Origin of the sequence: Pseudomonas sp. MWU347 (assembly GCF_017947305.1) — a bacterium.
Lineage (GTDB): Bacteria > Pseudomonadota > Gammaproteobacteria > Pseudomonadales > Pseudomonadaceae > Aquipseudomonas > Aquipseudomonas putida_A.
Window position 1 is genome coordinate 43,413 of sequence record NZ_JAFGZB010000014.1, and the last position, 17,753, is coordinate 61,165.

Sequence of the window (17,753 nt, forward strand, 5' to 3'; positions counted from 1 at the left end):
TAATTCGTAATTGCTATGCTGCTGGGATTCTCATAAGTTATTAAGGGTATTTGTAATTAAATTTATGGCTGGACTATGGTGATCCTACGGCTTCAGTTTTTAGACTTTTTTCCAATTTCATGAACTCAATCCAGTCTGTGCTTGAGCTTATCCAGCGTGCATAAGTAGAGAGTAACATCTGAACGCTATGGCCTAGCTGAGTGGCAATAAACGCAGGGTTCATACCCGCCATGAGGCACACGGTAGCGTATGTGTGTCGGCAGTTGTATTGCCGGCGGGCGCGAATCCCCAATTCGGTAAGTGCCGCTTGGAAGTGTTTGTCGGTCACACTCGATTGTTGAATGAACTCGAAGTTCTTGGTTGGCGGGAACACGTAGGGCGATTTGGCGCGTTTGCGGCGGCTCTGCACGGCGCGTTGCTCTGCTTCCAGCTCGGCTTGCTCAAGGGCGTGCATCGCTCGGCTATTTAGCATGACCTGGCGTACGTTCCGGGTTTTGGTGCGCTCCTCGATCTTGTAGTCCGCGACGATCCGACACACGTTGACCAGTCGCTTTGCCTTGTCGACCTCTTCCCAGCGCAGCGCCGCGATCTCGCTGGGGCGCATGCCAGTGTAGAAGGCGAACTCGAAGTACGCCGCGTAGATCCGCATCGAATGGGTCAGCGTCTTATATAGGTGATCAATAATCTGGTTGGCCTCGCCAACCGAGAACGGATCGATGGGCTTTTTGGCCTTTACCGGCAGTTCGATGGACTCCACAGGGTTACGGTTGATCAGGCCATCTTTTACCGCGGTACCGAACACTGTGGTCAGGCGTTGGATCGCCGCGCGCTTTACGCCTGGCGTAGGCCATTCGGTGTTGGCTACTACCTTGCGCAGCATCACCGACGTGATGCTGTCGATGGGCAGCATCGCCAAATAAGGCATCCAGTACAGATTGAGTGAGCCGAGATAGTTCTTGCGTGTCCCGGCCACGATCTCGCGACTGTTGAGCCACTCTTGGGCGTACTCCCCGAAACGGAGAGTCGCCGAGTAGTTGGCATAGGTGGAGTTGGGGAACAGTTCAGCGTAGCGCTGATCATCCAGCACGCCGTGCTTGATCAGGCTGGTTACGTTAGCGCGTAGGTCGGTGGCAGCCTTAATCCCCTTCGGCGTTTGGGGATAGGGGAGGGTTTCGCAACGGCGTTGCCCGTTCCAAGTGAAGCGAATGCGGACGGACTGTCCAGCAAATTCAACTCCGGTGGGCAATCCCATTGGCTCTCGAGCCATGCTTCGTATCTCCTCAGGCTGTAATAAATGCGGCTATCGATGGTGTTCCAGATACCTTTGGGAATGACGCCTCTTGCGCGCTTGCCTTGCAGTGCTCTGCGGGTCGTGCCGACCAACTCGGCCATCTTGTCTTCTGGAATTTTGTCGAGGTGGTAGGTCGGTAGCGACAGTTCCGCAGTGGCATCGCAACGCTTGTCTTCCACAGCAGGTAGCGCGGGTAAACGGTTGTTGCCAGTCGGAATTTGGTCGATCACATGTAAGCGCATGCTGCTTTCAATTGACATGCGATAGTGAGTTGGTCCGAAGCAGGAGAATGAGTTGTTCATAAGTCTTCTCCTTGTACTACCACCTGCAGCAGTCCGGCCATGATCAGAGCCTGCTCGCGAAGGAACCGAGTGTCTCGTTCGAGTTTTTTGCCTGTGCGAAATGCACTGAATGTTTCAGCAGCCACCCGTAGGTGCTCTGCAATATCGAGCAGAACTCGCTGTTCTTTTGATCCGAATGCTTGGCTTTCTCTAAGTCGTCTGCACTGCCTCGCCAGATTTTTGTGATCAGTGCGAATGAACTGGGCGGAAGCCTCCAGCTGACGGATAGTCTTGGCGAACTCAGCGCGCTGGCTATCGTCCGCTTCTAGCTTTCCATCGCTACGTCCCATTTTGTAGCCGGCCCATACGAGGAGGCCGGTGAAAGCGATTAGGATGATTAGCGCGCAAATTTGGATTGTGGTCATGTGCTGTGAGCCTCTGTGAAACCCCCGCCGGGATGCTTGGTGAGAGGCCGGTGGGGGTGTAAGTGGTTAACCCAAGTTGAAATCAAGCTGCTTGCGTTGCCGCTTGGCCGTCGAGGAACTCGGCCAGGTCGTGCAGGTACACCACTCTTTGTGCGCGAGCCGACCCGTGCAGACGCTTCACAACCAGCGCGATACGACCTGCCTTGATCTCGGCAAGTAGGTAGCGGTCAGTGCGAATGTGAGCGAAGTACTGTTCCCGAACTGCCGCCAGGGTCGGACATGGAGTAGCGAACTGACGTCGCAATAGTTCTAGTGTGTTGTTCACGCTGCCTTCTCCCCGCACCCCTCCGATGGGGGCAGCAACTTGAGGCGAATCATCTCGGCGAGGCCTTCTTTACTTTTGCCCATTGCAGCCGCACAAATGTTGCCCTTGGCGTCAGCCACTACCGCGCCGAATGGGTACTCAGGCGAGTTGGTAGGAGTAACGTAGGCGACTTGCCCATCAAGGATCACGTTGTTGACGCAGCGGAATACCTCGGCCAGCTCGGTGCTTAGTACTGGCATGCTTTCCAGTAATTGGATGGCTTCCGTCGAGGCGCCAACGAGCGTTGCGCGGCTGATTACCCCCGGGCAGTTCAAGTAGATCGGGATCAGCTTCAGGGCACCGAGAGCTTGCGTGTAGGCATTGAGGTTGTTGGTTTTCATGCAGCGGCGTCCTTTCGGGTAATGATGATTCCTAGCTTCTTGGCCAGCCATTCGATCCCTTCTTCCTTCACCATCACCACGGAGTAATGACGGCATTTGTTGAGGGACGGAATCACGGTGCTGCGCGGATCCGAATACAAATAGCCGCGATCACGGTGTTGGCTGGCTAGATCGCCACTGCTGTTGAGAATGCTCAGCTCGCGCAACCTGGTGCGGAAGGCGCGGGGCTTGAGTCCGAGCAATGCGGCTGTTTCGTCCAGGGTGCGATTCATGGCGCAGTCCTCAGGCAGCGATCATTTTACGAACGCGGGCAAGCAGTGCTTCCGAGTCCGCAAGTGCTCGATCAATTTTCGCCAGTCGGCTGGACGGCTCGGGTGGCGCGGGTTGAGCTGATTCAATCCGGCCGTTCGCAATGTCCTGGATGAAATCCCGCAGGTGCAGGTGATTGGCTCGGTCCGATCGCTTGAGGGTCAGTTCGCCGGTGTGACCTCCCAATTCAACGCTGACTACTGCGCTGTTTTGAGTGAGCTCCACATCAAAGCTTGCATAGATGGTTTGCTCTGGTCGTTGAAGAGGGCACACGGCACCTCCGCCAACCTGGAGCATGTGATGCAACAGGTCTTGTTTAGTTAGGGGGATGAGGTAGTTATTCATGCCGCATCGTCTCCGAGCGGCCCGGCATTGGCATTGGCTTCGGATGCGTTAGCGATAATGACTGGCCTGATAGCGGCGGTACGACCCTTGGGGTTGCTGACGACGAGAAGTCCCGTGCGAAGCTGTAGGTCTTCAACTGCGGCTCGACTGCTGCATGCGGAGGGGTGCAGGTAAACAGGGCAGCGGGTGTCGCTTTGCTGTGTGATTTGCATGGGTTGATCTCTTTGGTGAGAGGTAGATTCCTATGCAAAATTAGTGTTACTGATTTAATATGTCAACAGTATTACTTATAAAAACGATAAATAAAATTAGTAGACGAAAAAAAAGACCCTTTCGGGCCTTTTGGGAGAGATCTCTTAAAGCATCACCGAATACCAGAAAACCTTCCCGATGATACGAATGTGCTGTTGGACGTAGTCGCCATCGTAGCGTTCGTCCGGGTGTTCCTCAGTGTTGTAGCTCCGTAGGCGTAAACCCGAGCCAGGCAATCGATAGAGGAGCTTCACGCGCAACTGTCCGTCATGATCGATGGCGTACATCTTGCCGTCCTGAACGACTGTATTCGCGGTGTCTACACCCACAGTACTGCCATCCGGAAGCACTGGCTCCATGCTGTTCCCAGTTACTGGAGCGCAACCTGCAGAAGCAGGATCGATGCTCTTTCTTTTGAGAGTACGTTTCCCGAAGCGAAGCTTGCGTCCATTTGTTTCAAGCCTAACCTGAGATCCATTACCCGCAGACAATTCCACTTCCTTAAAGAATGGCAGCTCTACCTCATCGGGGCCGAGCGGGGTCTCGTCATCCCACACTTCAATCTGATGCATTTCCCAGTCGGGGGTTCTTGAGCGTTCATTGCCGCCCTGCGAATGCCGCAGGCGGGGCATCTCGGCGAGAGCAGCGAGACGTGGACTGACCTCTTCAAGCGAAAAGCCCAAGACATTCGAAAATTTGATCAGCGCTCCGATGTTGAGAGGGATTCGGCCATTTAAGTATTGGCTGACAACGCTTTGCCCAGCCCATTCGCACAGATCGGCGATTTTTTCCTGGGTAAGGGAGGGATCATGCCGTTTGCGGTCCTGATAAATAGCCTTCAAGCGCATGGCTTCGGCTTTTCGGGTCTCGTCGTCGGCAGAGAAGGATATCGAGGTAATCATGCATCCCAATTTATAAGGAAGACTTATTTTATCAAAACAGTGAACGTCTTTTTTCTTGCTGTTTAAAAGAAGTAACACTAATATCCGTGCCGCAACGCCCATTCGAGGAAACGTGGATGGCAAACGAAATAGGAATTCCCTTGGGAGATTTCGCCGAGGGCAAGACTCAACCAGAGCTCGCTTTACTGATTGGGGTATCGCAAAGCGCTGTCTCTCAAATGCTCAACTCAGCTCGAGATATTCGAGTTCGGGTTGATGAGAAGGGGGCCTGTACAGCGGTAGAGATTCGTCCAATCGGATCGCGCCGCAAGATCAGGGCCGCTTAAAAGGCGTCGAGCTGGGGCCTCTCACCAAAGAATCCCCCAGCCCGACTACGACGATACACAGCACATGCACATCGGTCGTGGTCATAGGATAGGGTTTGCCCTGGGCTATGGCTACACCGTAAATAGGGGATTTACGGTTATGAGTCGCACAGATCTTTTGCCGGACGCTGGTCCGGTCCTGCCTCTACGCCAAGCGATTTATCGCGCTGGTCGTGACTACAAGGGCGGAATCACCGCCCTTGCCTTTGAAATGGTGTTGGACAACGACACCCTCCAGAAGAAACTCAAGCTCGATGAAGAACGCCGCTGGCTGAATCCAGATGAGCTTGAGGAAGTGATCAGGCTGACCGCTGATCCACGTCTGCTGGACGCATTGATGCGACCAGCAGGTGCGGTTTGGTACCGGCCCGTGCCCGTACCAGCAACCCGTGACGCCTTGAAAGCGGTCGGTAAGCTACTCGGGGAAACCGGTGAATTCGTGGCCAAGATGCATGACGGCGCGGCGGACAACATCTGGGAGCTTCATGAAGTCGTGGATCTCGAAAAGTACGGAATGGATGTGATTCGCGAAGTCCTGGGCATCATGTCGGGTGCTCGTCAGGCGATGGAGGATCGCATCAATGGCTGATGATATCGACCGCGCAAACGAGCAGGCGCAATACCTGCTTGATGTTGCTATTCATCGTAATCGCCGCGTGCCATCGAGCCGCGTCAGCGCGCAGTTCTGTGACGACTGCGACGAACCAATCCCGTTGCTACGACAGCAGAAGGTTGAAGGTTGCGAGACCTGCGTCTCTTGTCAGGAGCTGCGGGAGGCCCGGCGATGAGTGAGTCGGGCAAAGGAACAGCCATCGCTACATGGGCAAAGCGTTACATCAGTACTTTTGACTTGGCACTGGTATCGATTGATCCAGGTGAAAAGGCCCCGAAAGGCCCAGGTTGGAATAAGCCCGGAGGCTATATCACCGACGCTGACGCGGCCGAGGCGTTCTGGCAACGAAACCCAAATCACAACCTTGGCGTCGTGCTGGGGCCGAGCCGCGTTTGTTCATTGGATGTTGATGACGTTCAGTGGACGCGACATGTTCTGTATGAACTGTTGGGCCTGGACCTTGATGCAATGGCAGTGGTGTTCCCGACTATCGTTGGTAATCCGCTTCGATTCCGGGTGGTGTTCAAGGTCCCCGAAGGCATCGAACTCACGCGTCACTCGCTTTCATGGCCGAATGAAAAAGACCCGGATGGGTCGATTTTCAAAGGGTTGATGGACAAGGCCAAGGCTGCGAAAGAGCAGGGTGATCTTGCCGCAGAAGCTGCTGCACGAACCGAAGCCGAGCCGTTCAAACGCTTCACGGTCTTTGAGCTACGTGCGGGACTGGTGCAAGACGTATTTCCACCATCAATTCATCCCGGTACCGGCAAACCTTACATCTGGAAAACCGCTCCAAGTGCTACTGACGGGCTGCCCACGCTGACCAAAGAGTTGCTTACCATTTGGCAGAATTGGGAGTTTTTTAAGCGAGATGCTGAAGCTGCGTGTCCATGGGCGATTGCGGCACCGAAGCCACCGGTCAAAGCCCCAAAGCGTCCTGCGCTCGGTGGCGGCAAACGGCCCTCGGTAATTGATGAATTCAACCGTTGTCACGATGTTGCGGAGCTTCTTCGCTCCCATGGGTACATCAAGCGAGGCAATAAGTGGCTATACCCTCAAAGCAGCACCGGTCTGCCAGGGGTGACGATCAGTGAGGGCAAGGTTTATTCGCATCACGGTGCTGACCCTCTCGCGAACGGGCATCAGAACGACGCCTTTGAAGTGTTCTGCTTACTCGAGCACGGCGGCGACCAGTCGAAGGCTGTGAAGGATGCTGCGCGAATGTTGGGCATGCAACACGCCGCCCGTCCAGATCCTAATGATCTTCCCCCCACCCCATCCGGTGAGTTGAGCGGGCCGACCTCCGACGAAACACGCCCGTCCAGCGAGGCCGCTCCAGCTCCTGACGGGGGGGCGGGGGAGGTCATAACGCTGGACCACATTCTGCGTCGTTTTGCGCTGGTAGAAGGGACCACGCACGTGTGGGATTGCGACCAATCGAAGGTAATGAAGAAGTCCGCCTTCGAAGCTCGTGTGGGCAAGCCACTGGCCAAAGCCTGGTTGGACGACACCGGAAAGAGACTAATTTCTGACGACCATGTTCGCGAGATCGAGCAGGCGCGCCGCATGGCTGGGAAGAAGGGCGGTGTATTCGGGATGTCTCCAACCGATCGCTACGTTTACATCGATGGCACCAAAGACGTTTGGGATCGCGAAAAGAAGCGGCGCATAGCCGAGGGCGCGGTGAAGATGGCGCTGGGTGATACTTACCCGTTGTGGCTGAACAGCAGCGAGCGCCGCACCGTCGATGTTGAACACATCGTGTTTGATCCGACTATGACGAAGGATCCTGCGGTGTACATCAATACCTTTGACGGGTTGCCGCTTGAGCCAGTCAGGGATGATGCAGCGTGTGCCAACCTGCGTTGGCTGATCTCATTTCTTTGTAATCATGATGAAGCCGCGACCGATTGGTTAACTCGCTGGCTGGCGTATCCGCTGCAGCACTTGGGCGCCAAGATGGACACCGCTGTATTGATGCATTCGATCATGGAAGGTTCGGGCAAAAGCCTTTTGTTCGCTGACGCACTCGGCATGCTTTACGGCCAATACGCGGCGACTGTTGGTCAGACGCAGTTGGAAAGCAGTTTCAACGCGTGGCAAAGCCGCAAATTGTGGTCCGTCTTTGAAGAGGTGGTCAGTCGCGATCAACGTTACAACCAGGTGGGCAAGATCAAGCACTTGATCACTGGTAAAACGGTGCGGATGGAGTCGAAATTCATTAATGGCTGGGAAGAAGCCAACCATATGAATGCGGTATTTCTCAGCAACGAGATTCTTCCGTGGCCAATCAGCGACAGTGATCGAAGAATGCTGGTCATGTGGCCTATGGAGACCCTACCAGTCGCTCGGCAAAAGGCGATTGGTCGTGAACTGGAGCAGGGTGGGGTAGCGGCGCTCTACGGTTGGTTACTGTCGGTCGACCTAGGGGACTTCAACCAGCGCACGCGGCCGCCATCGACCGAGGCGCGTGAGCGTTTGGTGGCCTTGAGTCGGGCCGGCTGGCAAACATTCTTGCATTTGTGGAAGTACAGCGAGCTGGGCCATGGGCTTTGGGGGCCATGTCTATCGACCGACCTCTATTCGTTGTTTCTCGAATGGTGTCAGCGCAACAAAGAGCATGTGATGAGTCAGACGAAGTTCTCTCTGTTCATCAGTTCCGAGGTGGATAAATCGCGAGCAATACCTTGGACTGACGGCAATAACCGTCGTTTCGGCGCGTTTTTCTTTCCCGCGGACCTGGATGCTTCCCCGCCCCCATCACTCAAGGCGGCCGAGTTGGGCAAGCAGGTGGAAAACTGGCGGGCCAAGGCCAAGCTGGCGGGCTGGCACGTGGACAGCTGGGATCACATCAAGGCGCTTGCAGCATGACTATTTTCAAAAGTGTGTTGGGTGTGTTGAGTGTGTGTCGGGTTGATTTTGAATACTCCACACAATTTGAGTGCCCGAATCACATGCCTTTGCGGGGGTTGTGTGGGGTGTGTTGGGTTTTGTGTCGCGCACGCGCATACATGACGTTCTTTGCAACGAATTCAACGGAACGAATTTTTTCTTATGCGAAGACTGATAAACCCAACAAACCCAACACACTTAACTCATGTTCGATTGAAGCATTGAATTTAAAGAGATTTATCTGTGTTGGGTTTGTGTCGGGTTGCGGTTTTTCTGTGTTGGGTTGGGTTTTACGGGGGGCAGGGCAATGATTGAGGCGATGGAGTTGTTGCTGAAACATTGGGGCGAGCAATGCCGACACACCGGTGAAGCGGGAGGCATGGGTAGCCCGATGGCGACGATCATGGAGTGGGGCGGTTGTGCGCCGCGGGGCACACCCGGTTCTCGGATCCTTCTCGGAGGTGGTGCGGGTCCAGATGCAATTGCGCAGGAAATTGGTGCCGCCCTTTCCGAGATTGCACGGCAAGATGGTCGGGGTGAAAGGCTGCAACAGTTGGCAGTTATGCGTTACGGCTTTGACCCTGCACCGACATGGGCAGCGCAGATGCACGAACTGGGCTACGTCTCAAAGGCGAAACAAACCTACTACGATCTTGTGCATCGTCTTCATGTCCGACTCTTTGAGGTGCTGGCCGAGCGCAAGGACGCACGTAAGTGGCTTACCGTTGGTCGGGGCGCTTTACCTCAAAGTCTCCTCAAAGTTGCGTCAAAGTTGCGTCAAGTTGGATAACCGAAAATGCCCCCTTTTCGGTTCCGTACTCAGGGGGTAAAAAGTCCCCACGATATGGATTCTGCGCCTTTGCGCTCCCCCGAGCACGTGCTGTGCACTACGTCCTGGCGTATGCCGTGACATTGAAAACCCTGCCCACCGGCGGGGTTTTCTTTTTTGTGTTCGGCATGCTCCTTCACTTGAGGCACAACATGACAAATGAGCAGCAAGCGCTGGCAGAAATGCCGATCTGGTTGGTGATCGTCCTGGCTCTGGTCGGCGGCGTATCCGGTGAGATGTGGCGAGCAGACAAGGATGGTGCTCGTGGCTGGGCGCTGATGCGTCGGCTTGCGCTTCGATCCGGTGCCTGCATTGTCTGCGGAGTCTCGGCAATGATGCTGATGATCGCGGCGGGCATGACGATCTGGACGGCAGGCGCCTTGGGTTGCCTGACGGCGATGGCTGGTGCTGATGTGGCCATCGGGTTGTACGAACGCTGGGCCGCCAAGCGGCTGGGCGTCAGCGAAGTCCCACCAGTCGGGGGCGAGCAGGGGTGATGCACCGATCTGGGGCGCCGAAACTCGCCGGGGACCCTGAGGGTCTCTGAGGGGCACGGGGTCGGAAACCCGCGGGAAACTGTTAGCCGCAGACTTCCCAGCTTACTGAAATTTCAATCATTGAAATCTTGAAAGGATTCATTGAAATACGTTGAAAAAGGAGGGCTCATGACAGAACCAACCTACCTGTCGAAGAGCGCCTTCGCGGCCCGGCTCGGCAGGTCGCCGAGTTACATCACCTGGCTGAAAGACAACAACCGTTTGGTGCTTTCGCCCAATGGCAAACAGGTTGATGTACATGCCACCGAAGCGCTGATTCGCGACACCGCCGACCCGAGCAAGGCCGCCGTTGCTGAACGCCATCAACAAGATCGGATTCAGCGCAATGTTTACAGCCAACTGTCGACCCAAACCGAGCCGACTTCCATGGCTGCGCCGCCGCTGGCGGCTCCGACGACAGACAAGCATCCGGATTTTCAAAAGGCACGCGCGCACCGTGAGTTCTACTTGGCGCAGATGGCCGAGATGGAGTTTCACAAAGCACAGGGCTCAACAGTCGAGGTTACGGCAGTTCAGTCCGGGGCATACAACGCCGGTCGCATGCTTCGCGACACGTTGCTGGGTATGCCTCCGCAACTGGCTCCGGAACTGGCGGCCATGTCGGATCCATGGGAGATCGAACGACACCTGACTGCAGCATTGAGACAACGGCTTGAGGACGCCGGCCGTATGTCCTCCGAGGAATTCGGCCACACACTGGATACTAACTGGGAGGTGATAGATGAACCTGACCAGATCTGATGGAGCGACGGTGTACTGCGAGGCTTATTTCCGGGGGCTTCAACCTGACCCGGATGTGTGGGTGGACGAGTGGGCCGACGAATACATGCGTATTCCGCGTGATTCAGGTGCCGCTGAGCCCGGCCAATACCGCACCTCTCGCACCCCTTACGCACGTGAGCCGATGCGCTGTTTATCGCCAGCTCACCCCTGCAAGCGCGTCGTTACGATGGTGGCTTCGCAGTTGATGAAAACCCAAATCGCCCTAAATTGGATTGGTGGCCTGATCCATATGGCACCGTCCAATATCCTGACACTGCTGCCGAGCCTTAGCCTGGCTAAGCGGGTGTCATCGAGGATCAGCAAGACCATCAAGGCCACGCCCGTTCTGCGTAAGCGAGTGGCGTCCAGTCGGTCTCGTGACTCCCGCAACACGATGGACACCAAAGAGTTTGAAGGTGGTTCGCTGTACGTGACCACTGCGGGTTCCGCGGCCAACTTGGCCGAACTCTCAGCGCGCTATGTGTACGGCGATGAGGTGGATCGTTGGGAAGTCGACGTCGGAGAGGAGGGTGATCCCATCGAGCTGGCAGAGACTCGGGGCAGTACCTTTGGCCGGAATGCCAAGTTCTACTTCTCCAGCTCACCAACGATCAAAGGTGCTTCGCGTATCAGTGATCTGTTCGAGTCCAGCGATCAACGTTACTTCTACGTGCCGTGTCCAACTTGCGGGCACAAGCAGGTACTGGAGTGGGAACGTTTGCTCTACTCCAAGGATTACCAGCTCATTCACTACCAGTGTGCTGGGCCTGAGTGCGACGTGTTGATCGAGGAGCACCATAAGGGCTGGATGCTTGCCAATGGCGAGTGGATAGCCCATGCCGAAGGTGATGGCGAAACGGTTGGCTTTCATCTCAACGCGTTGTACTCGCCACCAGGCTGGATGGACTGGCGTACGCTGGCCAGGCAGTACGAGAAGGCCAAGCGGGCACAGGCGAAAGGCGATCTTGAACCGATGCAGGTGTTCTACAACACCCGCCTGGCCAAGGTCTGGGACAGCGCTCAAGAGCAAACCAAAGCCGATGTTCTTATTGACCGGGCGCGTCTGGAAAGCTACGGCCTCGGCTCAATGCCGTCCGGTTCGCTGATGCTTACCGCCGCCGTCGACGTTCAGGCTAACCGTCTGGAGTTGATGGTCATGGGCTGGGGCGTTGGTATGGAACGTTGGGTGATTGATCACAAGGTGATCTCAGGCGATCCCGCTGATGAGCGAACTTGGGCGGTACTTGATGACTTGCTCAAAGCTCGCTACCGGCACCCTTGCGGTGTCGGCTTGGCGATTCTTGCCACGGCTGTCGACTCCGGGGGCCATCACACCGATGAGGTCTACCAGTTCTGCCGCATGCGGCGCTGGCGCAACATCTTCGCCATCAAAGGTGCGAGCAAGCCCGGCAGACCGGTGATTGCCCAGCGGCCCTCGATGGTCGACGTGACCTGGAAGGGTCAGACCGAGCGCCACGGCGCCGAGCTGTGGTTCGTCGGTACCGACACCGCCAAGGACTGGATCTACAACCGTTACCCGTTCCCGGATGGACCCGGCTCGCTGCATTTTGCCAACGATTTGCCGGACGACTTCTTCGCCCAATGTGTGGCAGAACGAAAGGTCGCTCGCTACGTCCGCGGCCATAAACGTGTCGAGTGGATCAAGGGCAAAGCCGAGCGCAACGAAGCACTAGACCTGATGGTGTATTGCCTGGCCATGGCGCATTACTTGGGCATCAATCGGTACCAGGAGCACGACTGGGATCGGGTGCGGCAAGCCTTGGCACAATCCGGACTGTTCGACGATGCACCGGTCCAGCCTGTCCAGGCCCCGCGTGTTGAACAAGCCCAAACTGCCGAAACAGCGCTGCCGGCTGTTTTCCGGCAAGCCCAGCTGGCACCGCCTACACCGGCAGCACCTGTCGCACCCCCGCGACCTGCTGCATCGCCGTCACAACGCCGCAGCTCTACCAGCGGTTATTTGAAGAGACGCTGATATGTCCTTTACCCAACAGCACCTCGATGTGATCGAGAAGGCCATTGCGCGCGGTGAAAAAACCGTTCGCTTCGGCGACCGCACCGTCGAGTACCGCACCATCACCGAGCTGTTGCAGGCCCGCGACGAAATTCGCACCTCGCTGCTCAACGCTGCCGGTCCACGTTCGCGCGTGGTCCGGCTTTACCACGGAGGCAAGGGACTGTAATGGCTCGTTATCCGACGCTAACCCGTAACGGATTCTTGCTGCCGTCGAACATCAAGGCCAGTTACGAAGGCGCCGGGGAGGGCCGTCGTTCCGCTGGCTGGGATGCGCCCGACAATGGCTTGAACACCATCAACACGCCAGCGCTGCGCAATCTGCGTTCCCGTTCGCGGGCCGCAGTGCGCAACGACCCGTATGCTTTCAACGTCATTGAAAAGCGCGTCAGTAACCTGATCGGCACCGGCATCAACCCCCGACCGAAGACGGACGACGACGCCCTGCGTAAGCAACTGCAGGAACTATGGGAAGACTGGGTCGATGAATCGGACGCCGATGACCTCACCGACTTCTACGGCCAACAGGCACTTGCCGCGCGCACGGTCGAAACCTCCGGCGAATGCTTCATTCGGCTGCGACCACGCAGGCTGGACGACGGTCATGCGGTGCCGCTGCAATTGCAGTTGCTCGCACCGGAGTTCGTACCGCACGACAAATTCGAAACCACCCGTGATGGCAACGTGATCCGTGCCGGCATCGAGTTCAACCCGGTCGGTAAGCGTGTGGCGTACTGGATGTACCGCTCGCACCCGGGAGATCCCTCGGCATTGAATGCCGGCTATAACCAGCTAGTGCGCGTGCCCGCTACCCAGGTGCTGCACATCTTCGAGCCACTGGAGCCTGGGCAGTTGCGGGGCGTACCGCGCTTGTCGCCGGTGCTTAAGCGCCTGCGCAGCCTCGACAACTACGACGACGCGGTGCTGTTTCGCCAAGAGGTGGCCAACCTGTTCGCTGGCTTCATCACCCGACCGCCCCCAGACTCCGGTCCCATGCCGCGCGACCCGGTCACCGGTCAGCCACTGGTGACCGACCGCGACGGATTCACACCAATGGTCGCGCTTGAGCCCGGCACCATGCAGGAGCTCGGGCCGGGCGAGGAGGTGGAATTCTCCAAACCACCCGACGCCGGCAACAACTACCCGGACTTCATGCGGCAGCAACTGATGGCCGCTGCCGCCGGTACCGGCACGCCCTACGAGATCCTCACCGGTGACATGCGCGAGATCAACGACCGCGCCTTGCGCGTCGTACTCAACGAGTTTCGCCGTCGGCTGGAGCAACTGCAATTCAGTGTTTACGTGCATCAGCTGTGTCGCCCGGTCCGTGCTGCGTGGATGGACATGGCGGTGCTGTCCGGTGCGCTGGTACTGGAGGATTACGCCCAGCGTCGACGCGAATATCTGCGCACCCGCTGGGTACCGCAGGGCTGGGCCTACATCCAGCCAGTGCAGGACGTGCAGGCGCGCACGATGGAAGTGAAAGCCGGTTTCGCCTCACGCAGCGAGATGGTGCTGCGCACCGGCTACGACGCCGAAACGGTCGATGCGGAAAACGCTGCTGATCTCGCCCGGGCCGTTCGCCTGGGCCTCAACTACAACACCCTCGACGTCATCGAGTCGCTCGACGACAAGGAGCAATCATGAGCAAACAGGCGCGACCGCGCATTTACAACAAGGCCGGCGAGCGCGTGCACGTCTCTGACAAGAGCTGGTACGCCATGCAGGCCAACGGCGACACCGAGCAACGCACGATTGAAGTGTTTGTCTACGGCGAGATCGGTACTTGGGGCATCACCGCCAATCAGTTTGTCCAGGATCTGCGCGCCATGGACGACGGTGTGTCGCCCGTCGTGGCGGCGTTTAACAGCGTCGGCGGCGATCTATTCGATGGGCTGGCGATGCACAACGCGCTGTCGCGGTTGGGCGAGCGCTGCACCGGCCGGGTCGATGCACTGGCCGCGAGCGCAGCCAGCGTTGCAGTGTGTGGTGCGCACCGTGTGGTGATCGCGTCCAATGCCATGTTGATGATTCACAACCCTTGGACCTACGCCGCCGGCGACGCCGAGAGCTTTCGCAAGGTCGCCGATGTGTTGGACCAGACCATGGAAGCCATCATCGCCGCCTACAAGGCCAAGGCTCCTGACATCGACGAGCCCGAGCTGCGCCGCTTGGTGGCGGCCGAGACCTGGTTAACGGCAAACGAAGCGGTGGCCTTGGGGCTGGCCGATGAGATCGGCGACGGCGTCAAGGTCAAAGCGTGTTTGGGACAGGGCGCCGTGCTGCAGCGTTTCCAGCATGCCCCGGCCGCGCTGTTGGCTCAGCTGGATGAACCGACAGATCCGGAGCCCGAACCCACACCGGAGCTTGCGCCGCCGATCTCGGATGACCCGCCGGCGCCGGCGTCCAATGCTGCGCAACTGGCGGTGCTGATCAGCCAGCGTTGCACGGCGGCGGGCATCAGCAACCTGATCGAGCCGCTGCTCACTGTCACCAAACTGGAAAACGAAACGGTGGTGCAGGCGGCGCTGACCCAGGCCAAAGCCATCAACGACTTGTGCGTTGCGGCTCGGCTGCCGGAGTTCAGTGCCGAGTACGTTTCGGCCGGCCTGGATACCTCGGCGGTGCGTGCCCGGCTTTTCGACAAACTGGTCGGCAGCGGCAAAGGCTTCGAAATCGACAGCAGCCTGCCGCTGGCTGATGACCCTCCGCCGAAATTGCAGGCCAAGCAGATTGACCAGCCCTCGATCTGGTCCGCACGCCAAGCAGCGCAGACCGGAAAACGAACCTCACTTACTGGAGCTACTGCATGAACATTCAACGTGAACCGATGCACGCCGGGGAATTCCTCCTGTCCGAGGGCGCTGGAACCATTTCTCGCGAAGCAATCAACGTCGCCGCCGGCCCGGCGCTGGAGCCTGGACAGATCCTCGGCCTGGTCACCGCCACCGGCGAATTCGCGCCGTATAACCCGACCGCTGAAGACGGCAGTGAGAACGCGCAGGCGATTCTCTTCGGCCCGCTGAGCACGTCCGACATCGTGCGTCGCGGGCGCGCCGTGGTGCGGCTGGCCGAGGTCAGCGAAGCGCACCTGACTGGTCTGGATCTGGCGGCCGAAAAAGCGCTGGCCGCCCATAACGTGATCGTTCGCTAAGGCGATCGCCTTCAAATTTTCAGCCCGCCCTGTGCGGGTTTTTTGTTTTCTGGAGACTGCTTCATGGCTGACATTCAAATCTTCAACGACGAGGCATTCTCGGTGTCCTCGTTGACCGCTGCCATCAACGAACAGGAATACGTACCCGGGCGCATTGGCAGCCTGGGTCTGTTCCAAGAGGAGGGCATCACCACCCTGACGGTACAGATCGAGAAAGACGGTGACACCCTCGCCCTGGTACCGGCCGGTGAGCGCGGCACCTCCGGTCTGGTGGTTTCCGGCAGCAAGCGCAACCTGATCCCGTTCAACACCGTGCATTTGCCTGAGCGCTTCACCATCAAGGCTGACGAGATCCAGGGTATTCGCGCCTTCGGTTCGCGCTCGGAGTTGCAGTCTGTGCAGGACGTGGTCAACAAACGTCTGGCCAAGGCGCGCCGCCAGCTGGACGTCACCCATGAGTTCCAGCGGCTGGGCGCGCTGAACGGCAAGATCTACGACGCCGACGGCAAAACGGTATTGCTCGATCTTTATGAGCGCTTCGGTGTGCAGCGACAACGTATGCCGATGGAGCTCGCAAATCCAAAGGCAAATTTCCGCGTCAAATGTGGTGAAGCGCTGGACATGCAGGAGGAGGCTCTTGGTAGCGTCACGCGTAGCGGCTCGCGAGCGTTCTGCGGTAAGAACTTCTGGAATGCGATGTTGGAGCTTGAAGAGGTAAACAGAACGTATCTCAATACGCAGCAGGCGGCTTCGCTGCGTGGCGATGCCCGCGAGAGCTTCGATTACGGCGGCATCACCTGGGAACGTTATCGCGGCAAGATCGCCGGCATGACCTTCGTGCATGACGACAAAGCGCTGCTGATTCCCGAGGGCGTCCCGGATCTGTACATCTCGGTGTTTGCTCCTGCCGACTACATGGAAACGGTCAACACCGAAGGCGTGCCTTATTACAGCAAGATCGAACCCTTGCCGTTCAACAAGGGCATGGCCGGTGAAGCGCAGTCCAACCCACTGCACATGTGCACCCGGCCGCTGGCGCAGATCCTGTTGGAAATGTAGTCATGGGCATTCGCGAGCTGATGGCCGATGTCGACGACATCGTCTTTGAAACCTTGGGCGACAGTGCACGGATAGAAGGGCGTAGTGAACCGGTACTCGGCATGTTCTCGGCGCCTTGGCTGCAACCGCGAATCGGGCGGATGAACACCGCCATTCGTGAGCCGCGCTTCGAGGTCCGCGTTGCTGACGCCGATGGTTTGAGCAAGGGGCTGCTGGTAAGCGTTTACGTACCGGAGCTCGACGGTGGCGGGGACTACGATCTGCTGCAACTTGAACCCACCGGTGACGGTCTGGTCGCCCTGATCCTAAGGAAACGACCATGAGCGTTGGCAGTCACTTCAAGCCCTCGGCCGGCGGCGGGATGATCTCGCTGCAGACCTCGGCGGCAGACCTGAAAGCCTTTCAGGACTTTGCCGCCGTGCTGCCAAAAGCAGCGGCCAATGCCCAGCGCCGAGCCATCAACAAAACCCTGCGCTGGCTTGCCACACAAATTGCCCGCGCCGTCGGCCGGCAGGAACGCATTGCTGTCGCTGCTGTGCGTCAGCGACTGCGGGCCTACCCGGTCAGCGGGGGAGCGAACAGCGGCAAATTGTGGTTCGGCCTCAACGCCATGGAGGCCAGCCGCATTGGCCGGCCTCGGCAGAGTCGCTCCGGTGTCTCGGTGGCAGGCCGGCGATTTCAGGGTGCGTTCTTCAAGAAGGTCTACGGCAACAGCGCAGACGTCTGGATCCGTACCGGCAGCAAGCACTTCAGGGCAAGCGACTATCCCGACAGCGATGTCAGCGGTGCGGTCGGCGCGAGTTCGGGCTGGATCGCCGAGCACGACAACCGCTTTCCGCTGGCCAAGGCCAAGGTGTCGTTGGAGCAAGCCCGCCCGCACTTCGAGAGCTGGGTAGGTCAGGCTGACGAACATCTGGTGCATGTCCTGCAGCAGGAACTCAATTTCGAAGTGCAGAAGCACTTGAAGGGGAAGTGAC

Annotated in this window: 22 protein-coding genes; 14 read left to right on the forward strand and 8 right to left on the reverse strand. The window is 57.8% G+C overall.

The window, feature by feature from the left end:
• Positions 1 to 73: 73 nt before the first annotated feature.
• From KCG87_RS24900 to KCG87_RS24930, 8 genes are all read right to left on the reverse strand, one after another.
• Positions 74 to 1,207, reverse strand: coding sequence for a tyrosine-type recombinase/integrase (locus KCG87_RS24900; protein WP_348983761.1), 1,134 nt, complete (start codon positions 1,205 to 1,207; stop codon positions 74 to 76).
• On the reverse strand, positions 1,108 to 1,593 hold the full coding sequence (locus tag KCG87_RS27635) for a hypothetical protein (protein WP_348983760.1): 486 nt from the start codon (positions 1,591 to 1,593) through the stop codon (positions 1,108 to 1,110). Before KCG87_RS27635 ends, KCG87_RS24900 begins: the two co-directional genes overlap by 100 nt.
• Positions 1,590 to 1,997, reverse strand: a complete 408-nt coding sequence (locus KCG87_RS24905) for a hypothetical protein (protein ID WP_210559054.1) — start codon at positions 1,995 to 1,997, stop codon at positions 1,590 to 1,592. The genes KCG87_RS27635 and KCG87_RS24905 overlap by 4 nt, the downstream gene beginning before the upstream one ends.
• A gap of 82 nt (positions 1,998 to 2,079) precedes the next feature.
• Positions 2,080 to 2,322: a pyocin activator PrtN family protein gene (locus tag KCG87_RS24910; protein ID WP_210559055.1), complete on the reverse strand. Its 243-nt coding sequence runs from the start codon at positions 2,320 to 2,322 to the stop codon at positions 2,080 to 2,082.
• Positions 2,319 to 2,702: a hypothetical protein gene (locus KCG87_RS24915; RefSeq protein ID WP_210559056.1), complete on the reverse strand. Its 384-nt coding sequence runs from the start codon at positions 2,700 to 2,702 to the stop codon at positions 2,319 to 2,321. Before KCG87_RS24915 ends, KCG87_RS24910 begins: the two co-directional genes overlap by 4 nt.
• On the reverse strand, positions 2,699 to 2,974 hold the full coding sequence (locus KCG87_RS24920; protein WP_210559057.1) for a hypothetical protein: 276 nt from the start codon (positions 2,972 to 2,974) through the stop codon (positions 2,699 to 2,701). The genes KCG87_RS24915 and KCG87_RS24920 overlap by 4 nt, the downstream gene beginning before the upstream one ends.
• Before the next feature lie 10 nt (positions 2,975 to 2,984).
• Positions 2,985 to 3,356, reverse strand: coding sequence for a hypothetical protein (locus KCG87_RS24925; RefSeq protein ID WP_210559058.1), 372 nt, complete (start codon positions 3,354 to 3,356; stop codon positions 2,985 to 2,987).
• 356 nt (positions 3,357 to 3,712) lie between these two features.
• Entirely contained in the window at positions 3,713 to 4,510 is a 798-nt protein-coding gene (locus KCG87_RS24930) for a helix-turn-helix transcriptional regulator (RefSeq protein WP_246881837.1), read from the reverse strand.
• A gap of 465 nt (positions 4,511 to 4,975) precedes the next feature.
• Between KCG87_RS24930 and KCG87_RS24940 the strand changes: the two genes are divergently transcribed.
• The 14 genes from KCG87_RS24940 (at position 4,976) to KCG87_RS25005 (ending at position 17,752) form a co-directional block, all read left to right on the forward strand.
• On the forward strand, positions 4,976 to 5,464 hold the full coding sequence (locus KCG87_RS24940) for a phage regulatory CII family protein (RefSeq protein WP_210559060.1): 489 nt from the start codon (positions 4,976 to 4,978) through the stop codon (positions 5,462 to 5,464).
• Positions 5,457 to 5,663 (forward strand): TraR/DksA C4-type zinc finger protein, encoded by a 207-nt coding sequence (locus KCG87_RS24945; RefSeq protein ID WP_134785633.1) that lies wholly within the window; start codon positions 5,457 to 5,459, stop codon positions 5,661 to 5,663. The genes KCG87_RS24940 and KCG87_RS24945 overlap by 8 nt, the downstream gene beginning before the upstream one ends.
• Positions 5,660 to 8,359, forward strand: a complete 2,700-nt coding sequence (locus tag KCG87_RS24950; RefSeq protein WP_210559061.1) for a DUF5906 domain-containing protein — start codon at positions 5,660 to 5,662, stop codon at positions 8,357 to 8,359. The genes KCG87_RS24945 and KCG87_RS24950 overlap by 4 nt, the downstream gene beginning before the upstream one ends.
• 328 nt (positions 8,360 to 8,687) lie before the next feature.
• Positions 8,688 to 9,170 carry a hypothetical protein gene (locus KCG87_RS24955; protein ID WP_210559062.1) on the forward strand — a complete coding sequence of 161 codons (483 nt, stop codon included), beginning with the start codon at positions 8,688 to 8,690 and terminating at the stop codon, positions 9,168 to 9,170.
• Between the two features lie 191 nt (positions 9,171 to 9,361).
• The gene (locus KCG87_RS24960) at positions 9,362 to 9,706 is read left to right on the forward strand and encodes a phage holin family protein (protein ID WP_210559095.1); all 345 of its coding nucleotides are present in this window, start codon (positions 9,362 to 9,364) and stop codon (positions 9,704 to 9,706) included.
• A 168-nt stretch (positions 9,707 to 9,874) separates the two neighbouring features.
• A complete protein-coding gene (locus KCG87_RS24965; protein WP_095139909.1) occupies positions 9,875 to 10,507 on the forward strand; it encodes a terminase small subunit in 633 nt (210 codons plus the stop codon).
• Positions 10,488 to 12,524: a phage terminase large subunit family protein gene (locus KCG87_RS24970; protein WP_210559063.1), complete on the forward strand. Its 2,037-nt coding sequence runs from the start codon at positions 10,488 to 10,490 to the stop codon at positions 12,522 to 12,524. The genes KCG87_RS24965 and KCG87_RS24970 overlap by 20 nt, the downstream gene beginning before the upstream one ends.
• A 1-nt stretch (position 12,525) precedes the next feature.
• Positions 12,526 to 12,732: a hypothetical protein gene (locus KCG87_RS24975; protein WP_096796982.1), complete on the forward strand. Its 207-nt coding sequence runs from the start codon at positions 12,526 to 12,528 to the stop codon at positions 12,730 to 12,732.
• The gene (locus KCG87_RS24980; protein ID WP_210559064.1) at positions 12,732 to 14,210 is read left to right on the forward strand and encodes a phage portal protein; all 1,479 of its coding nucleotides are present in this window, start codon (positions 12,732 to 12,734) and stop codon (positions 14,208 to 14,210) included. The genes KCG87_RS24975 and KCG87_RS24980 overlap by 1 nt, the downstream gene beginning before the upstream one ends.
• A complete protein-coding gene (locus tag KCG87_RS24985) occupies positions 14,207 to 15,376 on the forward strand; it encodes a head maturation protease, ClpP-related (protein WP_210559065.1) in 1,170 nt (389 codons plus the stop codon). The genes KCG87_RS24980 and KCG87_RS24985 overlap by 4 nt, the downstream gene beginning before the upstream one ends.
• A complete protein-coding gene (locus tag KCG87_RS24990) occupies positions 15,373 to 15,717 on the forward strand; it encodes a head decoration protein (RefSeq protein WP_095139914.1) in 345 nt (114 codons plus the stop codon). Before KCG87_RS24985 ends, KCG87_RS24990 begins: the two co-directional genes overlap by 4 nt.
• A gap of 63 nt (positions 15,718 to 15,780) precedes the next feature.
• Positions 15,781 to 16,776 carry a major capsid protein gene (locus KCG87_RS24995; RefSeq protein ID WP_210559066.1) on the forward strand — a complete coding sequence of 332 codons (996 nt, stop codon included), beginning with the start codon at positions 15,781 to 15,783 and terminating at the stop codon, positions 16,774 to 16,776.
• Positions 16,777 to 16,778: 2 nt separating this feature from the next.
• Positions 16,779 to 17,099: a hypothetical protein gene (locus tag KCG87_RS25000; RefSeq protein ID WP_210559067.1), complete on the forward strand. Its 321-nt coding sequence runs from the start codon at positions 16,779 to 16,781 to the stop codon at positions 17,097 to 17,099.
• Positions 17,096 to 17,752: a hypothetical protein gene (locus KCG87_RS25005; protein ID WP_210559068.1), complete on the forward strand. Its 657-nt coding sequence runs from the start codon at positions 17,096 to 17,098 to the stop codon at positions 17,750 to 17,752. The genes KCG87_RS25000 and KCG87_RS25005 overlap by 4 nt, the downstream gene beginning before the upstream one ends.
• The last annotated feature ends 1 nt before the right edge of the window (position 17,753 follow it).